Consider the following 23552-nt stretch of genomic DNA (forward strand, 5'->3'; position numbering starts at 1 on the left):
AAAATGTTATTAATTAACCTTTAAGAAATAAAAGAATTGTATAAGAAATTAAAATACAAACCTCTTGTGTTTATAATACTCCATATAGCTTTGGGCTATTTTGGAAGCTTTGGATTGTTGTTGAAAGTTTTATATTTAGGTATCTTTTTTTATAGTATTATTGATATTTATAAACATAAAAATTTTAATGAAGAGGCTTTTTTATGGGCCTGTTATTTTGTTGGTTCAGAAGTGTTTTTCAGAATGACGAAAAGTGCTATCTCATATGAATTTGGAAAATACTCAGTCATAGGAACTCTTGCAGTTGGGATGTTGGTGAGAAGTGATCAACAAAAATTTTCGATTAGTTATTTTATTTATTTGTTCTTATTGTTGTTGGGGATAGTTTTTACTGATGTTCCAGCAGGGGAATCAATTAGAAAAGCAATAGCCTTTAATTTAACTGGACCAGTTGTTCTTTTTATAAGTGCAGTATATTTTCATGGGAGGAAACTTTCGAGAAACACCTTACTCGAAGGTTTGATGTTTATGATTTTACCGATTTTTTCTATGATAAGCTATATGTATTTTAGAACCCCAGATATTAGAGAAATTGCATTTAGTGGTAGCGCTAATTTCGCAACTTCTGGAGGGTTTGGGCCAAACCAAGTTGCCACTATAATCGGATTGGGTATTTTTATTTTAGCAGTGATGGTCTTTTTAAATAAAAAATTATCAGGGTATGTTTTTTTAGATATTATATTTTTAATTTATTTTACTTATAGGGGGTTATTAACATTTTCAAGAGGAGGTATATTGACAGGAGCAATAGCATTTTTTGTTTTCGTTCTGTTTATGTTTTTTTATAAAATAGACTTGATTAAAATAATTTTTAAATATGTACTTATAGGCTTCGTTGCTTTGGCAGCTATTTGGTTGTATACCTCTGATGTTACCGGAGGTATGCTGAGCAATAGATATACCGGAAAAAATGCGAAAGGAGAACAAAAAGAAGATATTACCTCGGGAAGACTAGATATTATTAATACCCAATTTGAGAATTTTTATGAGTCTCCTTGGTTTGGTATTGGTGTTGGAAATGGTAAATATTTAAGGATTGAGAGCGATGAACATGTTACGGCAGCATCACATAACGAAGTAACACGTTTGATTGAGGAACATGGGTTTCTAGGTGTAATAATTTTATTTATTCTAATTTTTGTGCCGTTTTTACACTTTATTATATCTTCGAATTATCAACGAGCATTTTTAATTTCTTTTTATGCGCTTTGGTTTTTAACCATCAATCACTCAGCCATGCGAATCGCTTTTCCTGGATTTATCTATGGATTGAGTTTGATAAAAATTACACGTGATGAAGACTAAGAATATCCTTTACATTGGTAATGATTTATCAAAACATACTTTATATGTTACTGCAATGGATATATTAAGTGAAGAGTTGATTAAACAAGGCTATCAGGTTGAAAAATCGAGTGATGAATTGATGAAACTTAAAAGGTTTTATTGCATGTGTAGAAGTATATTTAAATATCGTAATGAAGTGGAATATGTACTCATTGATGTTTTTAGTACAAACTATTTTTATATAGTTTATATCTCATCTGTTCTTTGTCAAATTTTCGGATTAAAATACATCACAATTTTACATGGGGGAGATTTGCCTGCTAGAATAAAAAATTCTAGAAAACTAGCGAAGTTTATTTTTTCTAATGCATACACAAACGTAGCTCCATCCAATTACTTAAAAGAAGCGTTTGAAAGACAGGGATATACAACTGATTTTATTCCAAATATTTTAAATATCGAGAATTACCAATTTAAAGAAAGAAAAAATCCAGAACCAAAAATTTTATGGGTTCGTGCTTTTAGAGAGTTGTACAATCCTTCGATGGCGATTGAGGTATTAAATTTGATAAGGATGAAATATCCGAAGGCGACCTTGTGTATGGTTGGTCCAGAGAAAGACATTTCTAAAGTTGAAGTCAAAGAATTAGTTGGTAAGTACAACCTAGAAAAATCAGTAGAGTTTACAGGGGGCTTACAAAAGAAAGATTGGATAAAAAAAGCTGAAGATTTCGATATTTTCATCAATACTACCAATTTTGATAATACCCCCGTGAGTGTAATGGAAGCTATGGCTTTAGGCCTTTATGTGGTTAGTACAAATGCTGGGGGAATGCCCTATTTGATTGAGCATAATAAAGAAGGCTTATTGGTTGAAAAAAATAATGTAGAAGCAATGGCTAATTCTATAAAGGAAATTATAGAAAAATCTCCTGTTTCAATTACAAATTCTGCTCGACAAAAAGCGGAGTCATTTTCATCAGAAAATGTGATGAATAAATGGATTCAAACTTTGAAATAAATGATGTATTCAAACTTTTTAGAGAAAATAGTTTTACCATTGGGTGATTTACTTACCGGAAGTTCTTTTCTAGCCGAACTTAAAAAGTGGCGAGATATAGATCAGTTAAATGAATCAGAATTACTTGAACTTCAGACTGTAAATTTGAAAAAAATATTGCTTCATGCTCTTGAATATTCTGAATATTATAAAGATATAAAACTAACAGGTAATTCTTCAACAGAATGGTTAAAAAACTTTCCAGTTTTAACTAAAGATATATTAAGGAATCATTCTAAAAAACTTTTAACGTGCTCTAGAAAAAAGTTGAATAAAATATCTAGTAGTGGTTCTTCCGGAATTAGTTCGTCAGTTTATATGGATCAACAAGATTTATCGTCTTTAAGAGCTGGATTGATACACTGGTGGGAGTGGTCGGGGTATAGAATGGGCTATAAGTTGGTGCAAACTGGAATTTCCCCAAACCGAGGAATTTTAAAATCTATAAAAGATGTGTTGTTTCGTACCATTTATGTGAATGCTTTTGCACATGATGAAATTCAGGTAATTAAGGTTTTAAATAGAATAAGGAATAAAGACTATATGCTCATTGGATATGCCTCTTCATTAAATGTATTTGCTGATATTGCTAATGAAAATAATATCGATATAAGGTTAAAGGGCTGTATCAGTTTAGGAGACAAGTTGTTTGACCATTACCGAAAAAACATAACCAAAACTTTCAAATGCAATATTCAAGATACTTATGGCTCTGCTGAAGGATTTTTGATAAGTAGTCAATTAGATTTAGATTATTCATATATTTTGAGTCCTCAAGTTTATGTTGAAATTCTAGATGATGACGATCAACCTGTTCCTGATGGTCAATTAGGTCATGTAGTAGTAACTCGTCTCGATGGATTTTCGATGCCTTTAATTCGTTATAAAATAGGAGATCTAGCTATAAAATTACCCAAGGAGAAATATCCCAAAAACAGAAAATTTGCATACCCATTATTAGAGAAAATTATAGGAAGAGATACGGATGTTGTTAAAACAAACAAAGGAAAGGTCATGATTGTACATTCGTTTACAGGCATATTTGAGTACATTTTAGAAATTAAGCAATTCAAAATAATTCAGAATAGTTTAAATGGAATTCACATTCTTATTGTTAAAGGTGCTGGGTTTAAAAGTTCAATTTTGGAAGTAGTGAAAGAGAAGATATTAGAAATATTAGAATTTGAAGAATTTTCTATTACTTTTGAAATAGTTGATCGAATTTCACCAAGTAAATCAGGGAAACCACAAATCATAGAATCCAATTTGAATGAAGAAAAATAAAAATATTTGGATACTTAATCAAACTGCAGGAAAAAGTGACTCAGGTTGGGGAGAGAGGCATTTTTTTCTAAGTAAACACTGGGTTAAAAAGGGATATGAAGTTAAAATTATATCAGGAACTTACAACCATCTTTTTACTAATCAACCAAAAGTAGAAAATAAAATTTTTACAGTTGAAAATATTGAAAAAGGAATAGATTTTTGCTGGGTTAAAACACCTAATTATTCTGGTACGGGTTTTTCAAAGTTTTACAGCAATATTGTCTTTACTTTGAAAACTTTCTTTTTACGGTCTAAAGTTTTAGGTGTTCCTGATATTATTATTGTTTCTTCGATGCCAATTTTTCCAATAATTACAGGATTGTTTTTAAAGAAAAAATTCAAATCAGAAAAATTAATTACAGAAATACGAGATTTATGGCCTTTAACTCCTATTCACTTAAAGGGTTATAGTCCAAAACATCCTTTGGTAAAAGTATTGGGGTGGTTTGAGAAATTAGCCTATACTAAATCAAATTTTATTGTTTCATTATTACCTAATGCATATGATTATATAAACTCTATCTCAAAAGATCCGAAAAAATTTATTTATGTTCCCAATGGAATCGATGAGAGTCTCTTAGAAATAGAGGATCTGGCGGATTATGTTTTTAATGCAATTCCTAAGGATAAATTTATAGTTGGGTATGCGGGGACCATTGGAATGGCTAACGCAATGCATGTGTTAATTGATACTGCAATTTTATTAAAAAATGATGAGACAATTCATTTTGTTATTGTTGGTGATGGCTTAGAAAAGGCAAACTTACAAGCTAAGGTGATGGGACAGAAAAATATTACGTTTATCGATAAAATAAAAAAAAGCCAAGTACAAAATGTGGTTGCTTTATTTGATCTTTGTTATATCAGTAGGTTTGGTTCTCCATTATATAATCACGGTGTCTCGTATAATAAATATTTTGATTACATGTTGGCGAAAAAGCCTATCGTTGAATCATCAAATTTTATAAAAGATCAAGTTGAGCTTTCAGGCTGTGGTGTTATTGTCCCACCAGAGGATCCTGAGAAGTTGTGTATTGCACTAGTTGACTTAAAGAATAAACCTTTATCTGAGTTAAAGAAAATGGGAACAAAGGGATATGAATATGTGTTAAAATATCATAGTTATAAGTATTTGAGCGATTTATATGTAAATTTGTTTTAATTATTGTTTTTTCGCATTGACCACAGATACTGATAAAAGTTTTACATAACTTTGTTGCATTATGTTAAATTCCCCTCCCAAACAAACGAAAACTAAATATCTAAACATTTCAGAAAGAAAAGTCTTGTTGAGATTTTTTGATATGCTAAGTGTGCTTGTCGGTATGTACGCTATTTCGTCTTTTCTAAATGTAAATTATATTACATTTGATAGTGAGATGTCTTTAAAATGGGTACTGACTTTTATTTTATATTTCATTCTGTTCGGGAATATTTTTGAACTATATAATTTAAAAGTTTCCGCAAGTAGGTATTTAGTTTTTCAAAGTATTTTGATTACCTGTTTTGCGACTATCATATTTTACGTTTTTACACCAATTTTAACACCATCGCTACCAAAAAACAGGATTGAAATTCTATACCTTTTTTTAGGAATTGTCATCCCGTTAACTTATTGGAGGCTCATCTATAGTACTTTTATATACAGTCCAAAGTTTTTAAAGAATATTTTGATTATTGGTAGTTCTGAAAAAGTTGAGAACATTCTGAATATTGTTAAAAAGAAGAATTTTCAAATTAATGTCGTTAATTATATTTCAGATGCTCCTGTTGCCTTATTGGATAATAGTAAATATCATCAATTAGAAAATGCAAATCTATTAGAAATAATGAAGGTGAATTCTGTTGATGAAATTGTTGTTTCCACATCATCTTTGGGTATTAAACCGAATTCTAAATTAAATCAAGAATTAGTTTATTTATTTGAACATGGTGTAAATATTAAAAGTATAGGGAATCTATATGAAGAAATCACAGAAAGTGTAGCTAAAGAAAACTTGAATAAGGAGTTTTATAAATACATCTCGTTTAGTAAAAATCATGAAAACACGTTTTACCTGTTGTTTATGCGAGTTTTTGATATTATGGTTTCATTAGTGGGATTGACAAGTTTGATGTTTTATATCCCGTTTGTGTTTATTGGTAATTTATTCGGGAGCAGAGGACCTTTGTTTTATAAACAAGTTAGAGTAGGTTTGAATGGAGAACATTTTAATATTTACAAGTTTCGATCTATGATTGTTAATGCCGAAACAAACAAAGCAATTTGGGCAGAGAAAAATGATAAGAGAATTACTTCTTTTGGTAAATTTATCAGGAAAACTAGAATCGATGAAATTCCTCAGTTTTGGAATATTCTTATTGGAGAGATGAGTTTAATAGGACCAAGACCAGAAAGACCTGAGTTTGTGAAAAGTTTGAAAGAGGAACTACCTTTCTATGCAATCAGACACGTTATTCGACCAGGTTTAACAGGTTGGGCACAAGTAATGTATCCATATGCAAACACAACTAAAGAACAGGAAATTAAATTAAGATATGATTTATATTACATTAAATCGAGAGGGTTGTTTATGGATTTTAAAATTCTTATAAAAACCGTTAGTACAGTTGTTAAACTGAAAGGGCAGTAGGTTAGTGATAATAAACTTTTTGTATACAATTGTTTACAATTTGTTAACTTTTGCTCTATTGAATTTGTGTTTTGTACCTTTATAAAATGCACAAAATATCTAAGTTCATTTTATTCACTGTTTTGAGATGGAAAATTGTTGGAGATTTTCCTAAACAGGTCAAACAATATGTTGTTATCGCTGCTCCGCATACTAGTTGGATGGACGTACCTCTTGGGATATTGATTCGATCAATCAAGAAAACTAAAATTAACTTCATAGGTAAAAAAATACTTTTTAAAAATCCACAGGGCTTTTTTTTTAGATGGCTGGGTGGTTTTCCAATTGATAGGTCAAAAAGTAACAATACAGTTGATTTGTTAGTGGAATTGTTTAAAACGAATGAATTTTTTAAACTCGGTATTTCTCCTGAAGGGACAAGAAAAAAAGTAGAGGATTGGAAAACTGGTTATTATTATGTAGCAAAAGGAGCTGACGTGCCTGTGGTAAAAGTTGCTTTAGATTTTAAAAATAAACAGGTTTTGATCGACGAGCCGTATTATTTAACAGGAGATGCTGAGCATGATATGGAAACAATGAGACGTTTCTTTCATGGAGTAAAAGGGCGATTTGCTAACCTAAGTTAAGAGTTCTAATTTTCCCGAAATTTATCTTCGTTTGGTTTGATTTTAGTAGTATCTTTCCCAAGTTCTTAAGAGTTTATGATTATGAAGAAAATAGCATTGCATTGGAAAATCGTTATTGGAATGGTTTTAGGAATTATTCTAGGTTTTTTTTTATTACAATTTGATGCAGGGCCACAGTTTGCTAAAGATTGGATAGATCCCGTAGGGCGAGTATTTGTCCGAATGTTGAAATTAATTGCCGTACCACTAATCGTAGCATCTTTGATTAAAGGAATATCTGATCTAAAAGATATTTCTAAATTTAAATCAATGGGGGTAAAAACCATCATAGTGTATATTGTAACTACAGTATTTGCTATTAGCATAGGTTTGTCTTCTGTCAATATTTTCAAGCCGGGTGAAGGTATTTCTCAAAATACCATTGTTCATTTGAAAAATACGTACGCTTCTAGTTCAAAAATCCAAGAACGTATTTCGGAAGCTGAGAATCAACAGAATCAAGGACCGCTTCAATTTTTAGTAGATATGGTTCCAGATAATGCAATTAAGGCGATGAGTAACAATAAAATGATGCTTCAAGTCATTTTTTTTACAATTTGTATAGGGATAAGTATGTTGCTTATTCCGGAAAAGGAAGCTGCAGCGTTAAAGAAGTTTTTTGATTCTTTAAACTCTGTAGTGCTTAAAATGGTCGATCTGATTATGTTGTTGGCACCCATTGCTGTATTGTCTTTGTTAACTACAGTGATTGTTAGCACTAATGATGTAAATATTTTAATAGCTCTAATGAAATATGCTGGAGTTGTGGTATTTGGTTTAGTATTAATGATTTGTCTATATCTTGTTTTTATTTCAGTTTACACAAAAAAATCGCCTATTTGGTTTTTAAAACAAATCTCTCCTGCGCAACTTTTAGCTTTTTCTACAAGCTCTAGTGCGGCAACATTACCTGTTACTATGGAAAGGGTAGAGGAGCATATTGGAGTTGATAAAGAAGTTTCAAGTTTTGTATTGCCAGTTGGAGCCACCATAAATATGGATGGAACAAGTTTATATCAAGCAGTTGCTGCGGTGTTTATAATGCAAGTCTTATGGCCAGAAGGTTTGGGCTTTACAAATCAATTGATAATAATAATAACTGCATTGTTAGCTTCCATTGGTTCTGCTGCTGTACCTGGTGCAGGTATGGTAATGTTGGTAATTGTGTTAGATGCTATTGGATTCCCTAAAGATATGCTTCCCATCGGATTGGCACTTATTTTTGCGGTAGATAGACCTCTAGATATGCTTAGAACAACAGTTAATGTAACGGGGGATGCTTGTGTTGCTATGTTGATCGCAAAGTCGGAAGGAAAATTAGGCAAACCAAAAGTGAAAAATTGGGATGATAACTATCCTTACTAACAAATCAAGATAAAAACTTTGCTCTTTGTTCTTCGGAAGGAATTTTACAAGTATCGTATTTTCCAAACCATTTGTATCGGCGTTTTGCAATAAAATCATATACTGAATCTCTTATTACTTTTGGGATAATAAAAAAGATACTTGACAAATACCACAGACCACTTAATTTTGTAGCAATTTTTAAAGCAGCAGAAGATTTAGTGTAGACCTTGTCGCTTGTAACTAATAGAATGCTATCGATTTTCTGAGTTTTAAGATCTTGTTCTTTTATAAATTCTTGACCAGATTCAGATTGTAGAGAGGCATACAGAAACTCATTACTAGGGTCCCGTTTTATTACAAATTGAACCGAATGATCACAAAAATTGCAAAGTCCATCAAACAAAATGATGGACTTTGTATTTCTTATGGATTCTATGGATTCTTTTGTTTTCAAATATTTATTTTAAAAACAATCAATTATTTGCAAAGCAACTTGCAATGCCTCGGCTCCTTGTCCTAATGAAACTACTGGAGTAGTGTTTGTTGCAATCGCCTTGGCGAATGATTCTAATTCATCCAAAATAGCATTGTTTGGTTCTACAGTCGGGTTTTCAAAGTAAATTTGTTTTTTAACCCCTTCTGCGTTTTGTAATATCATTGCAAATTCATCTGGGTTTTCAGGAGCGTCATTCATTTTAACCAACTCACTTTTCTTATCTAAAAAATCAACTGATATGTACGCGTCTTTTTGAAAAAACCTAGATTTTCTCATGTTTTTTAAAGAAATTCTACTAGCAGTAAGGTTAGCAACACATCCGTTTTCAAATTCGATTCTTGCATTTGCAATATCTGGTGTTTGCGAGATTACAGAAATTCCACTTGCATTGATATTTTTGACTTTGGAGTTGACAACACTTAGTATGATGTCAATGTCATGAATCATTAAATCTAAAACCACAGGAACGTCTGTACCACGCGGATTGAATTCAGCCAAACGATGTGTTTCAATAAACATAGGATTTTGAATAGAGTCTTTTACAGCAGTAAATGCTGGATTAAAACGTTCTACATGTCCCACCTGACCACGAACATTATTCTCTTTAGCAAGAGATCTTAATTCTTCTGCCTCTTCATAAGTTTTTGTTATTGGTTTTTCAATAAATATATGTTTGCCACTTTTTAGGGCTTGTTTGGCGCATTCAAAATGAGATAATGTTGGAGTTACAATATCAACAACATCAACTTCTTTTAATAAAGCTTCAATGGTATCAAAAGCTTTGTATCCAAATTCTTGTGCAACCGCTTCAGCATTTTCTTTAATAGGATCATAAAAACCAACTAATTCATATTTGTCAGATTGTTGTAATAATCTCAAATGAATTTTTCCAAGATGGCCAGCACCTAATACTCCTGCTTTTAACATATTTTTCGTGTCTTTTATTAAATGTGAACGTTTTTAACTTGTATATTGATAGTTCACAATGACTTATTTAAAATTCTATAAATAACCGATGATTTCTCTGGCTAATTTTAAACAAAAATAAAAATCTTTAGGGATTAATTACTAATTTTATCCTCTTAAATAAAAACATTTCGTGAAGGATACGCTCAAACATCAAGGACTTAGAAATCAACTAGCTAAAGTAGTACAATCAAAAGGGATACATGCCAAAAATGTATTGGATGCCATGGCCAAAATACCTAGACATTTATTTTTAGACTCTAGCTTTGAAAGTTTTGCGTACCAAGATAAAGCATTTCCAATTTTAGCTGATCAAACTATATCTCAGCCTTATACAGTGGCATTCCAAACACAATTATTAGAAATTGAACCAGGGCAAAAAGTTTTAGAGATAGGTACAGGTTCGGGTTATCAAACAGCAATGTTACTTGAGTTAAAGGCGGAAGTTTATACAATTGAACGTCAAAATGAGCTTTTTAAGAAGACAAAAATGTTTTTACCCAAATTGGGATATCGACCTAAATACATGTCATTTGGAGATGGGTATAAAGGTTTACCCGAATATGCTCCGTTTGATAAAATCATTGTTACAGCAGGTGCACCATTTGTGCCGAAAGCATTATTAGCACAATTAAAAATAGGAGGAATATTAGTAATTCCAGTGGGAGATACCACTCAAATAATGCATTTATATAGAAGAACAGGAGTGAAATCTTTTGAAAAAGAAGAATTGGGAGAGTGTAAGTTTGTTCCTATGCTTGAAAAAAAGAATTAAAATGAAATGGAACAAAGTCGCTAGTCTTGTTTATATTTAAAAAAAATTAGAAAAAAGATGCTTGGAAAAAACAATAAGAGATTAATAAATGCTTGGGCATCTTTTGATTGGGCGAATTCAGTGTACAATTTAATTATTACCACTGCAATTTTTCCTGTTTATTTCTTAGGAACTACGGAGAACTTTTTTAAAGGAGATGAAATTCTGTTTTTTGGTTTGAAAATATCCAATTCAGTATTATATTCTTATGCTATTTCATTTTCGTTTTTAATAATTGTATTTATTTCACCTATTCTTTCAGGTATTGCTGACTATTCTGGTAGAAAAAAACGATTCATGAAGTTTTTTACTTATTTGGGTTCGTTTGCTTGTATTGGATTGTATTTTTTTACAGGAGAAAATGTAGAGTATGGAATTCTTTGTGCCATATTAGGAAGTATTGGATTTGCTGGTTCATTGGTGTTTTACAATAGCTTTTTACCAGAAGTAGCCACAGTAGATAAAATGGATGCTGTTAGTGCAAAAGGTTTTTCGATGGGATACATTGGATCTGTAATATTGTTAGTAGTAAACTTGGTTTTGTTCCAGTCATATGAATCTTTTGGTTTTGAATCTGGTTTATTGGCAACTCGATTTGGATTTGTCTTGGTAGGGGTTTGGTGGCTTGGATTTTCTCAGATAGCCTTTTATTATTTAATGGACAAGGAAAATAAAAATCCTATAAATAGAAAAATTCTTGGTAAAGGAAAGGATCAGATTTTAGATGTGTTGCATAAAGTAAAAGTCATGCCTAACATGAACTTTTATTTACTGTCATTTTTTATATTTAGCATGGGAGTTCAAACCGTAATGTTGTTAGCTCCGTTATTTGCAAATAAGGAAATTGGTATGGAATCGGATGAAATGATTCTTGTGGTTTTAATCATTCAAATTGTTGCTATTGGAGGTAGTTACTTTTTTGCATGGTTATCTCGTAAAAAAGGCAATGGATTTTCTATCAGCACGGCCTTGATTATTTGGGGAGCGATTTGTATTGCAGGTTATTTCCTAAACTCAAAAATTCCTTTTTATGCTATGGCTATGTTTTTAGGCTTTGTGATGGGAGGAATTCAGTCTATTTCTAGGTCAACATATTCAAAATTAATCCCAGAAAACACTAGAAATCATGCGTCTTTTTTTAGTTTTTATGATATTACAGAAAAGTTAGGAATTGTAATCGGTACTTTTTCCTATGGTTTAATAGATCAATTGACAGGGAGCATGCGGGTTAGTATGCTTTGTATGACCTTGTTTTTTGTGATAGGATTTGTAATTTTACAAAAAGCAAAGTTGAATACTTTAAAGAATTAATTATATGTATTTATCAAAACTGCACCCTTATAGGTTTGAAATTTTTTTTCTGAGTCAGTTTTTTATTTTGTTCGGATCAATTTTTGTTTCGAATTCGTTTTATGATTTGTGGTTATTACCTGCCATGTTTTTTATAAACATTTTTGCAGGTTTAATTATGATGTCAAAGAAGCATTTAAAATTTATTGTTTTTCTTGTCTTAATTGGAATCAGCGGGTTTTTGTTGGTGTATCGACTTTTAACAAATAAATATGAAGATGAGATTGTTTTTCTTAGAATGGCAATAAATTTTGTGTTTTATCTTTTTGTTACTTATGAGATTGTTCAGCAGGTTTGGGATTCTAAAAAAATATCTTCTAATGTTATTTTTGGTTTAATCAGCGGCTATATTTCTATAGGTTTGATAGGTTATTTTTTATGCATGACAATAGAATTAGCGGCTCCTGGTTCGTTTAACGCTTCTTTTGAAGGTGCGTTTTCTAGAGATACCTTTAATGATGAGTTTATGTATTTCAGTTATATAACTTTATTGTCTATTGGGTATGGGGATATAACACCTGCTTCGGCACTTGCGCAAAAAGTTAGTGTTCTTATTGGTTTGATTGGGCAAATGTATAATGTTATAATCACGGCAATTGTTGTTGGAAAATATATAAATCAACTAAACCACTCAAAAAAGAAAAATTAATTAGTTACTTCATAATTTATTGGCTAGATTTATGATACTAAAAAACCTAAGATGAGCTTGTTTTATCTCGATCAAATTGCATATATTGTGCACTACAAATAAGGTATTAACTTATTTTATAAACCGTATAAAAATAAAATTTATGAAAACAATAGTGAAAATTTCAAGTATTCTTTTGATTCTTGTCTCTATGGTAAGTTGTTCAACTGTAAAAGTATCAGATGCTTGGAAAGATTCTAGGATTCAAAATATTGATGGAGGAAAGGTGTTAATCGTGTTCAAATCAAAGGATAATGTTGCTAGACAGCGTTTTGAGAAAGATATGGCAGCACAATTTAAGGCTAGAGGGCCAGAGTTTGAAGTGTTACCGAGTTATGTGAATTTCCCAGATGCTGATCCAGATGAAAAACACACTCCTGAAGAGGTAAACCAAATACGTGAAAAATTAAGTAGTATGGGAGTTAATATTGCAATCATTACTACTGTTAAATCGGTAAAAGAATCTGTGGTTACTAATGTTACAGAAGATCCAACAGCTTATCCGTATTATGGTTATGGAGGATATGGAGGTTATGGTTATTATTCAGGTCGATATAGAACAGGGTACTATCATAATATGAATATGGGATATGTTGGAGGAGGAAGTTCAACAGCAATTACTTCTACTGAGAAAGAATTTGTGGTAGAAACGTTATTGTATGATTTATCATTACCAGAATCAGAACAATTATTAGCGGTTGTGACTTCATTAGTTGATAACCCTAAAAGTTTAGTAACTACTTCTGATGATTTTGCAAAGGCAGTTGTGAAGCAGTTGTTTAAGAAATAATATTTCTGAAAAGAATAGAAAGCCATTAATCTTAGGATTTAATGGCTTTTTTTATGCGTTTTTCTGACTAGAATAACGTTATGATTTTTTAAAATTTAATTACTTTAGCAGTTGAGGAGAATATAATTCTATCATTTAAACTTAACCCTCAAATTATAATATTACTATGAAAAAAATTGTTTTTTTACTTGCGTTTATTTCTCTTAAAATTTCAGCACAAGATTTATCCAAATTGTATGAAAAGGTAAGTAGTTCTGTGGTTTATATCAATATAGAGAGTTTTGATTATTCTGATGTTCTTTTTAGTCAACAAGTAAGAAAAGAGGAGTCTTTAGGCTCTGGAGTTTTAATAGGAGAAGAAGGTTTGATATGGACCGCAGCTCATGTAATTCAGGCTTCAGAAAAAATTACGGTCGAATTTACTGATGGTGATGTTTATGAGGCAGAAGTGATTTCCTCTGACACCAATGCGGATGTTGCGTTAATTAAAGTAAAAGATTCTTTTCAGTTAAAAGAAAAAGATATCGCAAAAATAGGTGATTCTGATAAAGTTAAAATAGGTGACAATGTATTTATTATAGGGGCACCACATGGTTTTAAACAATCTTTATCTAAAGGGATTATTAGTGGAAAGTATTCTCCAGAAAATTTAAGTAATAGATTTGAAAAAGTTGATTTCTTTCAAACCGATGCATCCATTAATCCAGGAAACTCTGGTGGTCCAATGTTTAATATGAAAGGAGAAATTGTAGGTATCGCAAGTCGCATATACACCGTTTCTGGCGGGTTCGATGGAATTGGGTTTGCTGTGACTTCAAACGTTGCTAAAAAGGTATTAGCAAATAGAGAAAATTGGTCTGGTATTGAATCTATGGTGCTTTCCCCTGAACTTTCGGCATTGCTAAATGTACCACAACAAGGAGGGATTTTAATAACAAAAGTTTCGACCCAAGGTAAAGCCGGTAAACTTGGCTTAATAGGAGGCTTTGTACCTGTTACCATTGCCGGACAAGATATTTTACTAGGTGGAGATATTATTTTAGAAATTGCAGGTGTGAAAATTTTAGATCCATCTTCGCTTGAATTAGTGCAAGAGAGATTAATGAATACCAATGCAGGTGATAAGGTGAGTATTGTTATTTTGAGGCAAGGACAAGTGGTATCAACTACATATGACAAATAGCTCAGTACCCATATTTGACCATTCGCATTTGGTTTTAACCACTTGATAGTGAAATTACATTTTTTGGATGATTTTTGAAATACTTTTAGCTTGTTAAACTAAAAGAAATTATCATGAGAATTGCCAACGATGTGACTAAAAAGGAATTGATTAAAACTGTTTTTATTATAAACTTTGTTTTTGTAATATTGGCTGTACTTGAAAGGGTGTTGTCATAACAAATTTGTATAATTAATTGTAATTCAAAATAGGAATTGGAAACAAAAATTGTAAAACAATCAGAAATACTGTTGATATCATTTTTGGTGAGTTTATTACAAAACTCTCCGAGATTGTTAGAATTAATTGGCTTTTTAAAGTATACAAAAGATTCATACATAACACCACCAACTACTATTGATGTGTTGTTTAGAATGTCATTTTTATTTGTGTTTTCCTATGTTGTATTGCAATACAACACAAACTTAGATACTTATTTTAAAAAGTATGGGAAATATATTTTTATTGCTTCTTCTATAGTTGTCAACGGAATAATTTTATATATATTTTCTGAATTTTACTTTGACCTTTATGATGATGTTACGGGACATGATCTCTATGTTAGAGATGAAAAATTATTACTTTTTATCCTTGTAATATTAATGTTGGGGCTAATCGCTTTGGCAAAAAATTTAATTTACAAAGCCAGGAGACAAGCTGATATACAGGAAAAAGAAAGACTTGCCAAGCAGAATTTGCAAAACGAACTTGCTGCTTTAAAAAATCAAATCAATCCTCATTTTTTGTTCAATTCCTTGAACTCTTTGAACTCCCTGATTAGAGATAATAAAGAAGCAACAAATTTTGTGAATCAACTTTCCTACATGTATCGCTATATTTTACAGAGTGGTAACCGAGACTTGGTTGATTTAAAAGAAGAATTGAAGTTTATAGATAGTTACGTGTTTCTCATCAAAACCAGATATAGAGATAAATTCTCTATTGAATTAGACGTAAAAGATGCAGTTTTGAGTTCTCAGATTCCAGTATTAGCTTTACAATTATTGGTAGAAAATGCCGTGAAGCACAATGAGATTTCTAATAGAAACCCATTGCATGTGAAAATATTTAATGATGATGAGTTTTTAATTATTGAGAATAAAATTCAGCCGAGAAGTACTTTCGTTGATAGTACAGGCCAAGGTTTGGTAAATATTAATAAAAGATATATGCTATTGAAGGAAAAAAGCATAAAAATATCAAATGAAAACAATATCTTTAGAGTCAAAATGCCTTTAAATTAAAAAAAATGAAAGTTGTAATAGTTGAAGATGAAATCGCTGCAAGTGATAACCTAACTCATATCTTAAAATCTATTAACTCAGAAATTGAAATTTTAACAGTTATAGATTCTGTAGCTGATACTATTGATTATTTCTCAAACCCTACAGAGGCGGTTTTGGTGTTTATGGATATTCATTTGGCAGATGGAATATCCTTTGAAATATTTGACAAAGTTAAAATAGAAACGCCAATCATTTTCACAACGGCTTATGATCAATATGCAATTCAAGCCTTCAAGGTAAATAGTTTAGATTATTTATTAAAGCCTATTTCAGAGGAGGATATGGCAGCGGCGCTTGATAAGTTTTATAAAAACAGCGCAAATAGTGAAGCTATTGAAGATCAATTAAAAGGTGTTTTGTCACTTTTGCAAGCATCAACCAATAACAATTTTAAGCTGAGTTATTTAATTCAGAAGCGAGATGAACTGATTCCAATTAAAGTTTCAGAAATTGCTTATTTTTATATTGATACAGGGATCGTTAAAGCCGTTACTTTTGAAAAAGAGGAATATACTTTAAATAAGAAACTAGAAACGATAGAGGAAGAATTGGATCCTACAAATTTTTCTAGAGTGAATAGACAATACATACTAAATAAAGATTGTATTGATAAGTTAAAGTTTCATTTCAATGGAAAGTTGATTGTAGATGTACATCCTAAAACGGAAGAAAGAATCATAGTTAGTAAATTAAAAGCGAGTGAAATAAAAGCTTGGTTGAATTCCTGATAGATTCTATCTTCTTTTTACTATTTGATTATGGGAATAAAGAATGATAGACGAAATTTTATTAAAAAAAGCATTTTAGGAACTGGAGGGTTATTCATTGCTACAAATATTGTTAGTTGTGAAGATGATTTCCAAGAGGAGCAAGCCATAAATTCTTTTTTAAATGAGGAAAATGAGACCTTTCCCTTAGGAGTTGCCAGTTTTGACCCAACAGGAACGAAGGTAATTATTTGGTGTTTTATAGAAAGCCTTCTGTCAGAAGCTAGATTGGAATGGCAAATAGCCTTAGATTCTAGCTTTAATCACATTATTAGATATGGTAGGGTATCAACGAGCGCTTCAGTTGATTATACGGTTGCTGTAGAAGTTCAGGACTTAGAAGAAAACCAAACATATTTTTATAGGTTTATAGATATTATTAGTAGATCTGTTTCTATAGTAGGGGAGACACGTACGTTTTCAAATACAAGTGTAGATAGTTTAAAAATTGCTGTTGCTTCTTGTTCTAATTATGAAATAGGCTATTTTAATGTTTATAAAGAAATCGCTCATTCAGAGGTTGATTTAGTGTTGCATCTCGGAGATTACATTTATGAGCAAAAAGCTAATAGTTTTGGTCAAACTGCGGATACGATCGCTCTAGGCAGAAATCATCTTCCGGAAAATGAGCTGCTTTCCTTGGAGGATTACAGAGCAAGATATCAGCAATATAGATCAGATGAAGATTTAAAGCTGTTACATCAAAAAAAGCCATTTATATGTATTTGGGATGATCATGAAATTGCCAATGATAGTTATAAAAATGGTGCAGGTGCACACCAAGAAACTGAAGGTGATTTTGAACAAAGAAAAAGGGTAGCTTTACAAGCTTATAGTGAGTATCTACCATTTATGTCTTCTGATAATGCCATAGGTTATAGGAGTTTCAAATTTGGCGCATTAGCTAAATTAATAGTTTTAGATACAAGAATAGCAGGTAGAGATAAGCAATTGGAGATAAATGATTATTACAATTTGGATGGTAGTTTAAATCAATCATTATTTCAACAAGATTGGGCAGATGCTTCAAGATCAATTTTAGGAACTACTCAAAAGAATTGGTTGAAGTCTGAAATATCGAATTCTACGGAAGAGTGGCTGGTTGTTGGACAGCAAGTTTTGATGGGTAAAATGTATTATCCTTTAGAATTGGTAGAAAGCCTTAACGCCATTGTTATAGAAAGGAATTCTACTGGTGTAGTTTCAGATCAAAGTATGAATAACTTTGAGTTGCTTTTGTTTGAATTGGTACGTATCAAGTTAAGAATACAAGCATTAGATCCTACATTAACAGAAGAGGAAAGTCTACGTGTCACGAATGTTTTTCCTTATAATTTAGACTCTTGGGATGGGTATCCAACAGAAAGGGAAGAAATTCTTGGTTTATTGGAAACAAAAAAAACACTTGTGTTAGCTGGCGATTCACACAATACTTGGCATAATCAAATTATGATAAATGGAGGAGGAGGTGTAGTGAATGAGTTTGCTACTGCTTCCGTAACATCACCAGGATTTGAAAATATTGTGGACGATTCAGATCAACGACAGAACTTCCAATCTGCAATAACATTGTTATTAGATCAATTAGCATATTTTAATAGCTCTGACAGAGGTTATGTGGAGTTATCAATAGAGCAAAATAAGGTAGATACTCAATGGAAAATGGTTGACTCTATATTGATCAAAGAATTTACCACAAATATTGATCACGAAGTGAATCTATAAAAACTTAAAAGATGACTAAGCTATTGTATAATTTGGCTTTTGTTTTTAAGTAAGTGTTGATCAGTTGTGCAAACTTTAATTCTGCTTCTATTTGTTTAGATTCTCTAATATTTACATAGAAAATCGAGCTTTCTCCAAGAGTGAATTTTCTTTGCTCTGCTTTGGACAGTGCTCCATAGTCTCTAACCAAAACTTTTGAAAATTGAATCTGAGTTTCAAAAGAATTTAATTCTTGTAATAAACCATTTACTTTGTTAGTAATAGAAAGTTCTTGCGTCGACCTTTCATAATTCAGCGCTTCAATTTTTAATTTAGATAATTTTAAATCAGAACGTTCTTTTCTGATAAAAATCGGGACACTTACCTTTATCCCAGCTTTGTAATTATCTAACCCAAAAGCATTGTCATTGCCTAAAGAACCTGATAAAAAGTTATATTCACCTTCTATTGTTGGGAGTAGTTTATTGAATTTAAGTTTTCTATCAATTTCAAGGTTTTCAGTTTTGAAACCTAAGGCTTTTAGTTTTGGGTGTTCACTAATTTCAAATTCGTCTGTTTCAATCTTGGAGGTATTTAAAGCGTTATCCACATTATTTATGGTTAACGTATCAGGTATTACGTTTGAATTTAGTTCAACAGGTACATTATTCTCTAGCCACAGATAATTAGACAATTCTAAGGTAGCTTTTATGTACTTAATGTTAGCCTTTTCAAGGTTTAATTTCCTATTCCCTATAGCAATGTTAGCTTCCAGAGTATCAACAGCAGCCATTTCACCGGAATAAAAACTTTTTTTTATGGCAACAAATCTAGATTCAGCATTGGTTAAGAAGGACTCATGTATTTTTCTTTCATTATAAAACCGAAGCCAATCAAAATAGCTATTTGCAGCATCGTATAAAATATTATTTACTAATATTTTTTGCTCTTCAATAGCCTGTTTTTGATAGTTTTTGGCTTGTTTAACATCTGCCATTCTTTGGTTCATCAACATGTTACCACCTATAGAAGCCGTAACTCCTAATCCGTATAAACCATCAGTTGGAGTTGTACTTTCAGGGTTTAAATATTCACCATCATTATTTTCATAATTTGCTTTTACGCCTACACCATACCAAACAGGTATTTTGAAGGTCGCATTTAGCTTGTCATAATATTCTTTGCTTTTGAATTGCTTTTTAGCATAATCAACTTCTAATTTGGGGTCAAAAGCTCCTCTTGATTTTAGTCTTTTTATATCACTCTCTGTAACAATCAAATTAGCTTGTTTAACAATAGGGTGAAATGTTTTTACGTAACTTAAAAATTCAGAAAGACTAATAAAATCATTAAACACACCAATAGAATCCACGGGTGTTAATTTATTTAGTGGTACTAAAGAGTCATTTTCTTTTAATACTATGTTAGACTCTTTTAATGAAAGAGAGTCATTTGAGATTTGTCCAATCAAAAAGCTTGGTCCTAATAGAAAAAAAAGAATATATTTTTTCATAGTTATTTTTTAGATTTTTCTTTGGATTGCATATCATTTGGTTGGTAATAGTTAGGTGGGAAACTATTGATTTGCCTCCATAGTTCATACCAAATCGGTACATCTTCTAACAATGCAAAGGTACGTGCTCCTGAACCAATTCTAATCGCATCTGGCCAAGCATGATCTGTAGAATCTGGTGCTAACAACACACGGTATTTTCCGTTTGGACTTATAAAATTTTGTATAGCCACAATTTGTCCACCATAAGTTCCATAAGACTGATTTGGCCATCCACTAAATACAATAGCTGGCCAACCTTCAAACTGAACCCTAACTTTTTCCCCAACATGAAGGAGCGGTAAGTCATTTGGTTTTACAAAAGTTTCTACTGCCAATTCGTACGAGGCAGGCATAATCCCTAAAAGTTCTTGTCCTTCCTTAAAGGTTTCTCCAATTCCTCCAATAATAGCTTTATTGATGTAACCATTTTGTGGACTAGTGATAAATAGAAGATCGTTTCTTTTTTGATAATTGGTAAAACTGTTCTCTAATTTTGAAACCTGTACTTGAGTATCGTAATGACTAGATTTAGCGGTATATAAATCACTTTGAGCTTTAGAAATTTTATCAACGTAAGTGTTTTCTATCTGTGATACATCCACCTGAGCATTGATGATGTTATTTAAACTAGTAAGTAGTTTATTTTCTTGCGCAATTAATTTGGCATTAGATTCTTGTAGTTTTAGGTTTTTTTCTTCCACATCTTTGATAGCCTTCAAGCCGTCTTCCGCAAGAATTACAGTACGATCATATTGACGTTTTGATATTTCTGCATTTATCTTTGCTGCTTCAAAATCAATACTATCACTTTTAGCCTTTAAATAAGATTGTAACAATTTATTTTTCGCTTGTTTCATTTTCAGCTTTTGCTCTTGTTTTAAGGCAACAATCTGTCTGTTTAAAGCTTCTATTTTAGATTTATAAGCGTCTACTGAAGAGCTTTTGGCAGTTATCTGATCGTTAGTTCTTTCAATCAAACGATCGTCAAAATAATCAATTTTAATTTCAGATATTCTAAGAATGGTATCTCCTTTTTCTACATAATCACCTTCTTGTACAAACCACTCTTCAACTCTTCCAGGAATTTGCGATTGTATTGTTTGAGGACGCTGATTCGGTCTTAAAGTAGTTACAATTCCATTGCTTTTTATATTTTGGGTCCAGGGCATAAACAAAGTGATGATACCGATAAAAGCGAATATCATGAGAAACCTATTGAAATGCTTGTAGTGTTTTTTATAATATGCAAACTGACCTGATTGATAGGACAATAAATCTATTTTGCTTCGTCCTTTTGTATTTGATATATTGAGCATATTGTTTAATTATTTTAATTTACCTTCTTCTAAAGTGATGATTTCATCAGTGTAGTTCTCCCATAATGGGTTGCTACTTACAACAATTAAAGTCCATGGTTGAGAAGGTTTTGATAAATATTCTACAATTGATTTAGTTTCTTGTTTATTAAATCTATCTAAAGGATCTTCCAAGATAAGTACCTTAGGTTTTTTAGCGATTGCCCTTGCCAAAATTATTTTTTTAGCAATGGTGTATGAAATTTGTTTTCCATCGGGCTGTAATATAGTTTGTAAGCCATTTGGTAGTTCCTTAACATATTGAGTAAGACCAACATATTTAATTATTTTGAAAACCGTTTCGTCTGATACTTCTTTGATTCCAAAAGTAATATTGTCTTTTAAGCTACCTTCAAACGGAGTTTCCTCTGATAATGATAGTCCTAATTGAGCACGATAGTGATTCAATTGCAAACTTTGAGCAGAGACATTGTTGATGTACATATTACCTTCTGTTGGCTCTATAACAGCTGAAATAACGCGAAGTAGACTAGATTTACCAGAACCACTTTCTCCTTTAATTAGAATTCTTTTTTTGAAAGGTATTTTTAAATTGATATCCTTTAAAATAGCTTTTTTTCTATTGGAAACCTCGTAAGTAACATTTTCCAATTCAATGTTAAAATCTTCTTTAAAAAGAGGTTTTTCTCCAACTTGTGGCTCTAATTCTTTGTCTACAACTTGACCCAGTTTTTCAATAGAGGTTAATACATCATAAAAAGACTCAAGTCCAAGTATTAATTTCTCTACCGATCCGATAACTAATAGAATAATAATTTCTGCTGCAACGAATTGCCCAATATTCATTTCTTGGTTTAATACTAAGGCCCCTCCAATAACCAATAAACTTGCCGTTATTAGCATTTTAAAACTGATCATTTGGGAGTATTGTATTACTAGTACTCTAAAGTGTTTCTCACGAGACTTTAAATATTTTATTACAAGCTCGTCGTTTTTCTTTAAAGCAATACTAGAATCTCCAGATAATTTAAAACTAACAATTGTTCTAGCAATCTCTTGAATCCAATGTGCTACTTTATATTTATTTTTTGATTCTTCTAAACTTGTTTCCAATCCTCTTTTTGCTGTGAATTTAAAAACGATATACACAAGCATTAATAACAATAAACCAAACAAAATAAAAAATGGATGATAAAAAGAAAGCAACATTAAGGCAAAAATTATTTGCAATAATGCTGTGGGGACATCTATTAAAATTTTTGATAGACCTTTTTGAATGGTTAGGGTGTCAAAAAAGCGATTCGCAAGTTCAGGTGGATAATAGTTCCTTAATTCATTCATTTTTATTTTAGGGAAACGATAACTTAATTCAAAAGCTGCTCTCGTAAAAACACGTTGCTGAATCGTTTCAATAATACGCAATTGCATTAATTGTAGACCTCCATTAAATAGTACTCCAATGGTTACTAATACAACCAACACTACCCATGAAGTAGATATTTGAGCACCTTGAATTAGATTAATAATAGCTTGAATTCCTAAAGGAAGTGACAAAGAAACGATTCCTGAAAAAATTGCATAATAGAAAATTTGAAAAATTTCTTTCTTTTCTAGCTTTAATAAACCTATGAATCGTTGCCACGGAGTTAAGTTATTCATAATGAGTTGTAAAATTTACATTTAATTGCAAAGATAATAGTAATACTATCGAAAAAAAGTTAATTACTGTTAAAAATATTTAATACATCCATAAACAAAATTTATAGATCCAATAAAAAAAGCATAAAAAAGCTTATATTTAAATTAGAGATATAAACACACCTCTATATTTACTTGCAAATATACCATAGTTGGATACATTTTTTTTATATTTTTGACCTAATGAAAAGCTTAATTTTTTTACTTTCTTTTTACCTATTATCATTGTCTTTTATTACATGTAATGATGAAGGATCTATTTGTAACAAGTTAAAAACAGAATTACAATTAGGGGAAGATTCAGATTCTCATACACATTCGGTTCCCAAAGAATCGGATAGTTGCTCTCCTTTTTGTTTTTGTGATTGCTGTCAAATGATCATAACTCCTATAGAACTTACCAGTATTGAATTGTCTATAGATGTATTTTTTGAAAATAAAATTTTAACTTTTTGTAACGATACAACACAGGAAGTATTGAGCTCATTATACCATCCACCAATAGTTACTGTTTAAAATTTA

General features: G+C 31.2%; 21 protein-coding genes. 16 read left to right on the forward strand and 5 right to left on the reverse strand.

Annotation, left to right across the window (positions count from 1 at the left end; genetic code table 11):
• Positions 1-36: 36 nt before the first annotated feature.
• The 7 genes from AC2DGP_RS03130 to AC2DGP_RS03160 all read left to right on the forward strand — a co-directional run bounded on the left by AC2DGP_RS03130 (position 37) and on the right by AC2DGP_RS03160 (position 8396).
• On the forward strand, positions 37-1365 hold the full coding sequence (locus AC2DGP_RS03130) for an O-antigen ligase family protein (RefSeq protein ID WP_484491576.1): 1329 nt from the start codon (positions 37-39) through the stop codon (positions 1363-1365).
• Positions 1355-2368: a glycosyltransferase family 4 protein gene (locus AC2DGP_RS03135; RefSeq protein ID WP_484491577.1), complete on the forward strand. Its 1014-nt coding sequence runs from the start codon at positions 1355-1357 to the stop codon at positions 2366-2368. The genes AC2DGP_RS03130 and AC2DGP_RS03135 overlap by 11 nt, the downstream gene beginning before the upstream one ends.
• Positions 2369-3691 carry a phenylacetate--CoA ligase family protein gene (locus AC2DGP_RS03140; protein ID WP_484491578.1) on the forward strand — a complete coding sequence of 441 codons (1323 nt, stop codon included), beginning with the start codon at positions 2369-2371 and terminating at the stop codon, positions 3689-3691. It abuts the gene before it with no gap.
• Positions 3678-4895 carry a glycosyltransferase family 4 protein gene (locus AC2DGP_RS03145; protein WP_484491579.1) on the forward strand — a complete coding sequence of 406 codons (1218 nt, stop codon included), beginning with the start codon at positions 3678-3680 and terminating at the stop codon, positions 4893-4895. Before AC2DGP_RS03140 ends, AC2DGP_RS03145 begins: the two co-directional genes overlap by 14 nt.
• Before the next feature lie 61 nt (positions 4896-4956).
• On the forward strand, positions 4957-6366 hold the full coding sequence (locus tag AC2DGP_RS03150) for a sugar transferase (protein ID WP_484491580.1): 1410 nt from the start codon (positions 4957-4959) through the stop codon (positions 6364-6366).
• Positions 6367-6452: 86 nt separating this feature from the next.
• On the forward strand, positions 6453-6992 hold the full coding sequence (locus AC2DGP_RS03155; protein WP_484491581.1) for a 1-acyl-sn-glycerol-3-phosphate acyltransferase: 540 nt from the start codon (positions 6453-6455) through the stop codon (positions 6990-6992).
• Between the two features lie 81 nt (positions 6993-7073).
• Entirely contained in the window at positions 7074-8396 is a 1323-nt protein-coding gene (locus tag AC2DGP_RS03160) for a dicarboxylate/amino acid:cation symporter (protein ID WP_484491582.1), read from the forward strand.
• A 4-nt stretch (positions 8397-8400) separates the two neighbouring features.
• Here AC2DGP_RS03160 and AC2DGP_RS03165 read toward each other — a convergent pair whose 3' ends face one another.
• Entirely contained in the window at positions 8401-8832 is a 432-nt protein-coding gene (locus tag AC2DGP_RS03165) for a thiol-disulfide oxidoreductase DCC family protein (protein ID WP_484491583.1), read from the reverse strand.
• 9 nt (positions 8833-8841) lie between these two features.
• On the reverse strand, positions 8842-9801 hold the full coding sequence (locus AC2DGP_RS03170) for a Gfo/Idh/MocA family protein (protein ID WP_484491584.1): 960 nt from the start codon (positions 9799-9801) through the stop codon (positions 8842-8844).
• Positions 9802-9973: 172 nt separating this feature from the next.
• Between AC2DGP_RS03170 and AC2DGP_RS03175 the strand changes: the two genes are divergently transcribed.
• The 8 genes from AC2DGP_RS03175 to AC2DGP_RS03210 all read left to right on the forward strand — a co-directional run bounded on the left by AC2DGP_RS03175 (position 9974) and on the right by AC2DGP_RS03210 (position 18482).
• Complete coding sequence (locus tag AC2DGP_RS03175; protein ID WP_484491585.1) at positions 9974-10615, forward strand: protein-L-isoaspartate(D-aspartate) O-methyltransferase; 642 nt, start codon at positions 9974-9976, stop codon at positions 10613-10615.
• Between the two features lie 57 nt (positions 10616-10672).
• Positions 10673-11965, forward strand: coding sequence for an MFS transporter (locus tag AC2DGP_RS03180; protein ID WP_484491586.1), 1293 nt, complete (start codon positions 10673-10675; stop codon positions 11963-11965).
• A 157-nt stretch (positions 11966-12122) separates the two neighbouring features.
• Positions 12123-12653 (forward strand): ion channel, encoded by a 531-nt coding sequence (locus AC2DGP_RS03185; protein ID WP_484491587.1) that lies wholly within the window; start codon positions 12123-12125, stop codon positions 12651-12653.
• A 142-nt stretch (positions 12654-12795) separates the two neighbouring features.
• Complete coding sequence (locus tag AC2DGP_RS03190; protein WP_484491588.1) at positions 12796-13482, forward strand: hypothetical protein; 687 nt, start codon at positions 12796-12798, stop codon at positions 13480-13482.
• Positions 13483-13648: 166 nt separating this feature from the next.
• Positions 13649-14665 (forward strand): S1C family serine protease, encoded by a 1017-nt coding sequence (locus tag AC2DGP_RS03195; RefSeq protein WP_484491589.1) that lies wholly within the window; start codon positions 13649-13651, stop codon positions 14663-14665.
• A gap of 332 nt (positions 14666-14997) precedes the next feature.
• A complete protein-coding gene (locus AC2DGP_RS03200; protein ID WP_484491590.1) occupies positions 14998-15948 on the forward strand; it encodes a sensor histidine kinase in 951 nt (316 codons plus the stop codon).
• Positions 15949-15953: 5 nt separating this feature from the next.
• The gene (locus AC2DGP_RS03205; protein WP_484491591.1) at positions 15954-16718 is read left to right on the forward strand and encodes a LytR/AlgR family response regulator transcription factor; all 765 of its coding nucleotides are present in this window, start codon (positions 15954-15956) and stop codon (positions 16716-16718) included.
• A 30-nt stretch (positions 16719-16748) separates the two neighbouring features.
• Positions 16749-18482 carry an alkaline phosphatase D family protein gene (locus tag AC2DGP_RS03210; RefSeq protein ID WP_484491592.1) on the forward strand — a complete coding sequence of 578 codons (1734 nt, stop codon included), beginning with the start codon at positions 16749-16751 and terminating at the stop codon, positions 18480-18482.
• A gap of 4 nt (positions 18483-18486) precedes the next feature.
• Here AC2DGP_RS03210 and AC2DGP_RS03215 read toward each other — a convergent pair whose 3' ends face one another.
• Genes AC2DGP_RS03215 through AC2DGP_RS03225 form a run of 3 tightly spaced genes read right to left on the reverse strand, consistent with a single transcriptional unit; the run spans position 18487 to position 22991 of the window.
• Positions 18487-19974, reverse strand: a complete 1488-nt coding sequence (locus AC2DGP_RS03215; RefSeq protein ID WP_484491593.1) for a TolC family protein — start codon at positions 19972-19974, stop codon at positions 18487-18489.
• A 2-nt stretch (positions 19975-19976) separates the two neighbouring features.
• Positions 19977-21332, reverse strand: coding sequence for an HlyD family secretion protein (locus AC2DGP_RS03220; protein ID WP_484491594.1), 1356 nt, complete (start codon positions 21330-21332; stop codon positions 19977-19979).
• A 9-nt stretch (positions 21333-21341) separates the two neighbouring features.
• Positions 21342-22991: a peptidase domain-containing ABC transporter gene (locus AC2DGP_RS03225; protein ID WP_484491595.1), complete on the reverse strand. Its 1650-nt coding sequence runs from the start codon at positions 22989-22991 to the stop codon at positions 21342-21344.
• A gap of 222 nt (positions 22992-23213) precedes the next feature.
• On the opposite strand from AC2DGP_RS03225, the gene AC2DGP_RS03230 reads away from it, so the two are divergent.
• Positions 23214-23546, forward strand: coding sequence for a DUF6660 family protein (locus AC2DGP_RS03230; protein WP_484491596.1), 333 nt, complete (start codon positions 23214-23216; stop codon positions 23544-23546).
• The last annotated feature ends 6 nt before the right edge of the window (positions 23547-23552 follow it).

It is taken from the genome of Flavicella sp. IMCC45537, from assembly GCF_057197705.1.

Excerpts from the sequence above, each read along its gene's own strand:
- AC2DGP_RS03230 (WP_484491596.1), top strand. The coding sequence starts at position 23,214 with ATGAAAAGCTTAATTTTTTTACTTTCTTTTTACCTATTATCATTGTCT.
- AC2DGP_RS03180 (WP_484491586.1), top strand. The coding sequence starts at position 10,673 with ATGCTTGGAAAAAACAATAAGAGATTAATAAATGCTTGGGCATCTTTT.
- AC2DGP_RS03155 (WP_484491581.1), top strand. The coding sequence starts at position 6,453 with ATGCACAAAATATCTAAGTTCATTTTATTCACTGTTTTGAGATGGAAA.
- AC2DGP_RS03140 (WP_484491578.1), top strand. The coding sequence starts at position 2,369 with ATGATGTATTCAAACTTTTTAGAGAAAATAGTTTTACCATTGGGTGAT.
- AC2DGP_RS03225 (WP_484491595.1), bottom strand. The coding sequence starts at position 22,991 with ATGAATAACTTAACTCCGTGGCAACGATTCATAGGTTTATTAAAGCTA.
- AC2DGP_RS03170 (WP_484491584.1), bottom strand. The coding sequence starts at position 9,801 with ATGTTAAAAGCAGGAGTATTAGGTGCTGGCCATCTTGGAAAAATTCAT.
- AC2DGP_RS03195 (WP_484491589.1), top strand. The coding sequence starts at position 13,649 with ATGAAAAAAATTGTTTTTTTACTTGCGTTTATTTCTCTTAAAATTTCA.
- AC2DGP_RS03160 (WP_484491582.1), top strand. The coding sequence starts at position 7,074 with ATGAAGAAAATAGCATTGCATTGGAAAATCGTTATTGGAATGGTTTTA.
- AC2DGP_RS03135 (WP_484491577.1), top strand. The coding sequence starts at position 1,355 with ATGAAGACTAAGAATATCCTTTACATTGGTAATGATTTATCAAAACAT.
- AC2DGP_RS03210 (WP_484491592.1), top strand. The coding sequence starts at position 16,749 with ATGGGAATAAAGAATGATAGACGAAATTTTATTAAAAAAAGCATTTTA.
- AC2DGP_RS03220 (WP_484491594.1), bottom strand. The coding sequence starts at position 21,332 with ATGCTCAATATATCAAATACAAAAGGACGAAGCAAAATAGATTTATTG.
- AC2DGP_RS03145 (WP_484491579.1), top strand. The coding sequence starts at position 3,678 with ATGAAGAAAAATAAAAATATTTGGATACTTAATCAAACTGCAGGAAAA.
- AC2DGP_RS03185 (WP_484491587.1), top strand. The coding sequence starts at position 12,123 with ATGATGTCAAAGAAGCATTTAAAATTTATTGTTTTTCTTGTCTTAATT.
- AC2DGP_RS03150 (WP_484491580.1), top strand. The coding sequence starts at position 4,957 with ATGTTAAATTCCCCTCCCAAACAAACGAAAACTAAATATCTAAACATT.
- AC2DGP_RS03205 (WP_484491591.1), top strand. The coding sequence starts at position 15,954 with ATGAAAGTTGTAATAGTTGAAGATGAAATCGCTGCAAGTGATAACCTA.
- AC2DGP_RS03215 (WP_484491593.1), bottom strand. The coding sequence starts at position 19,974 with ATGAAAAAATATATTCTTTTTTTTCTATTAGGACCAAGCTTTTTGATT.
- AC2DGP_RS03190 (WP_484491588.1), top strand. The coding sequence starts at position 12,796 with ATGAAAACAATAGTGAAAATTTCAAGTATTCTTTTGATTCTTGTCTCT.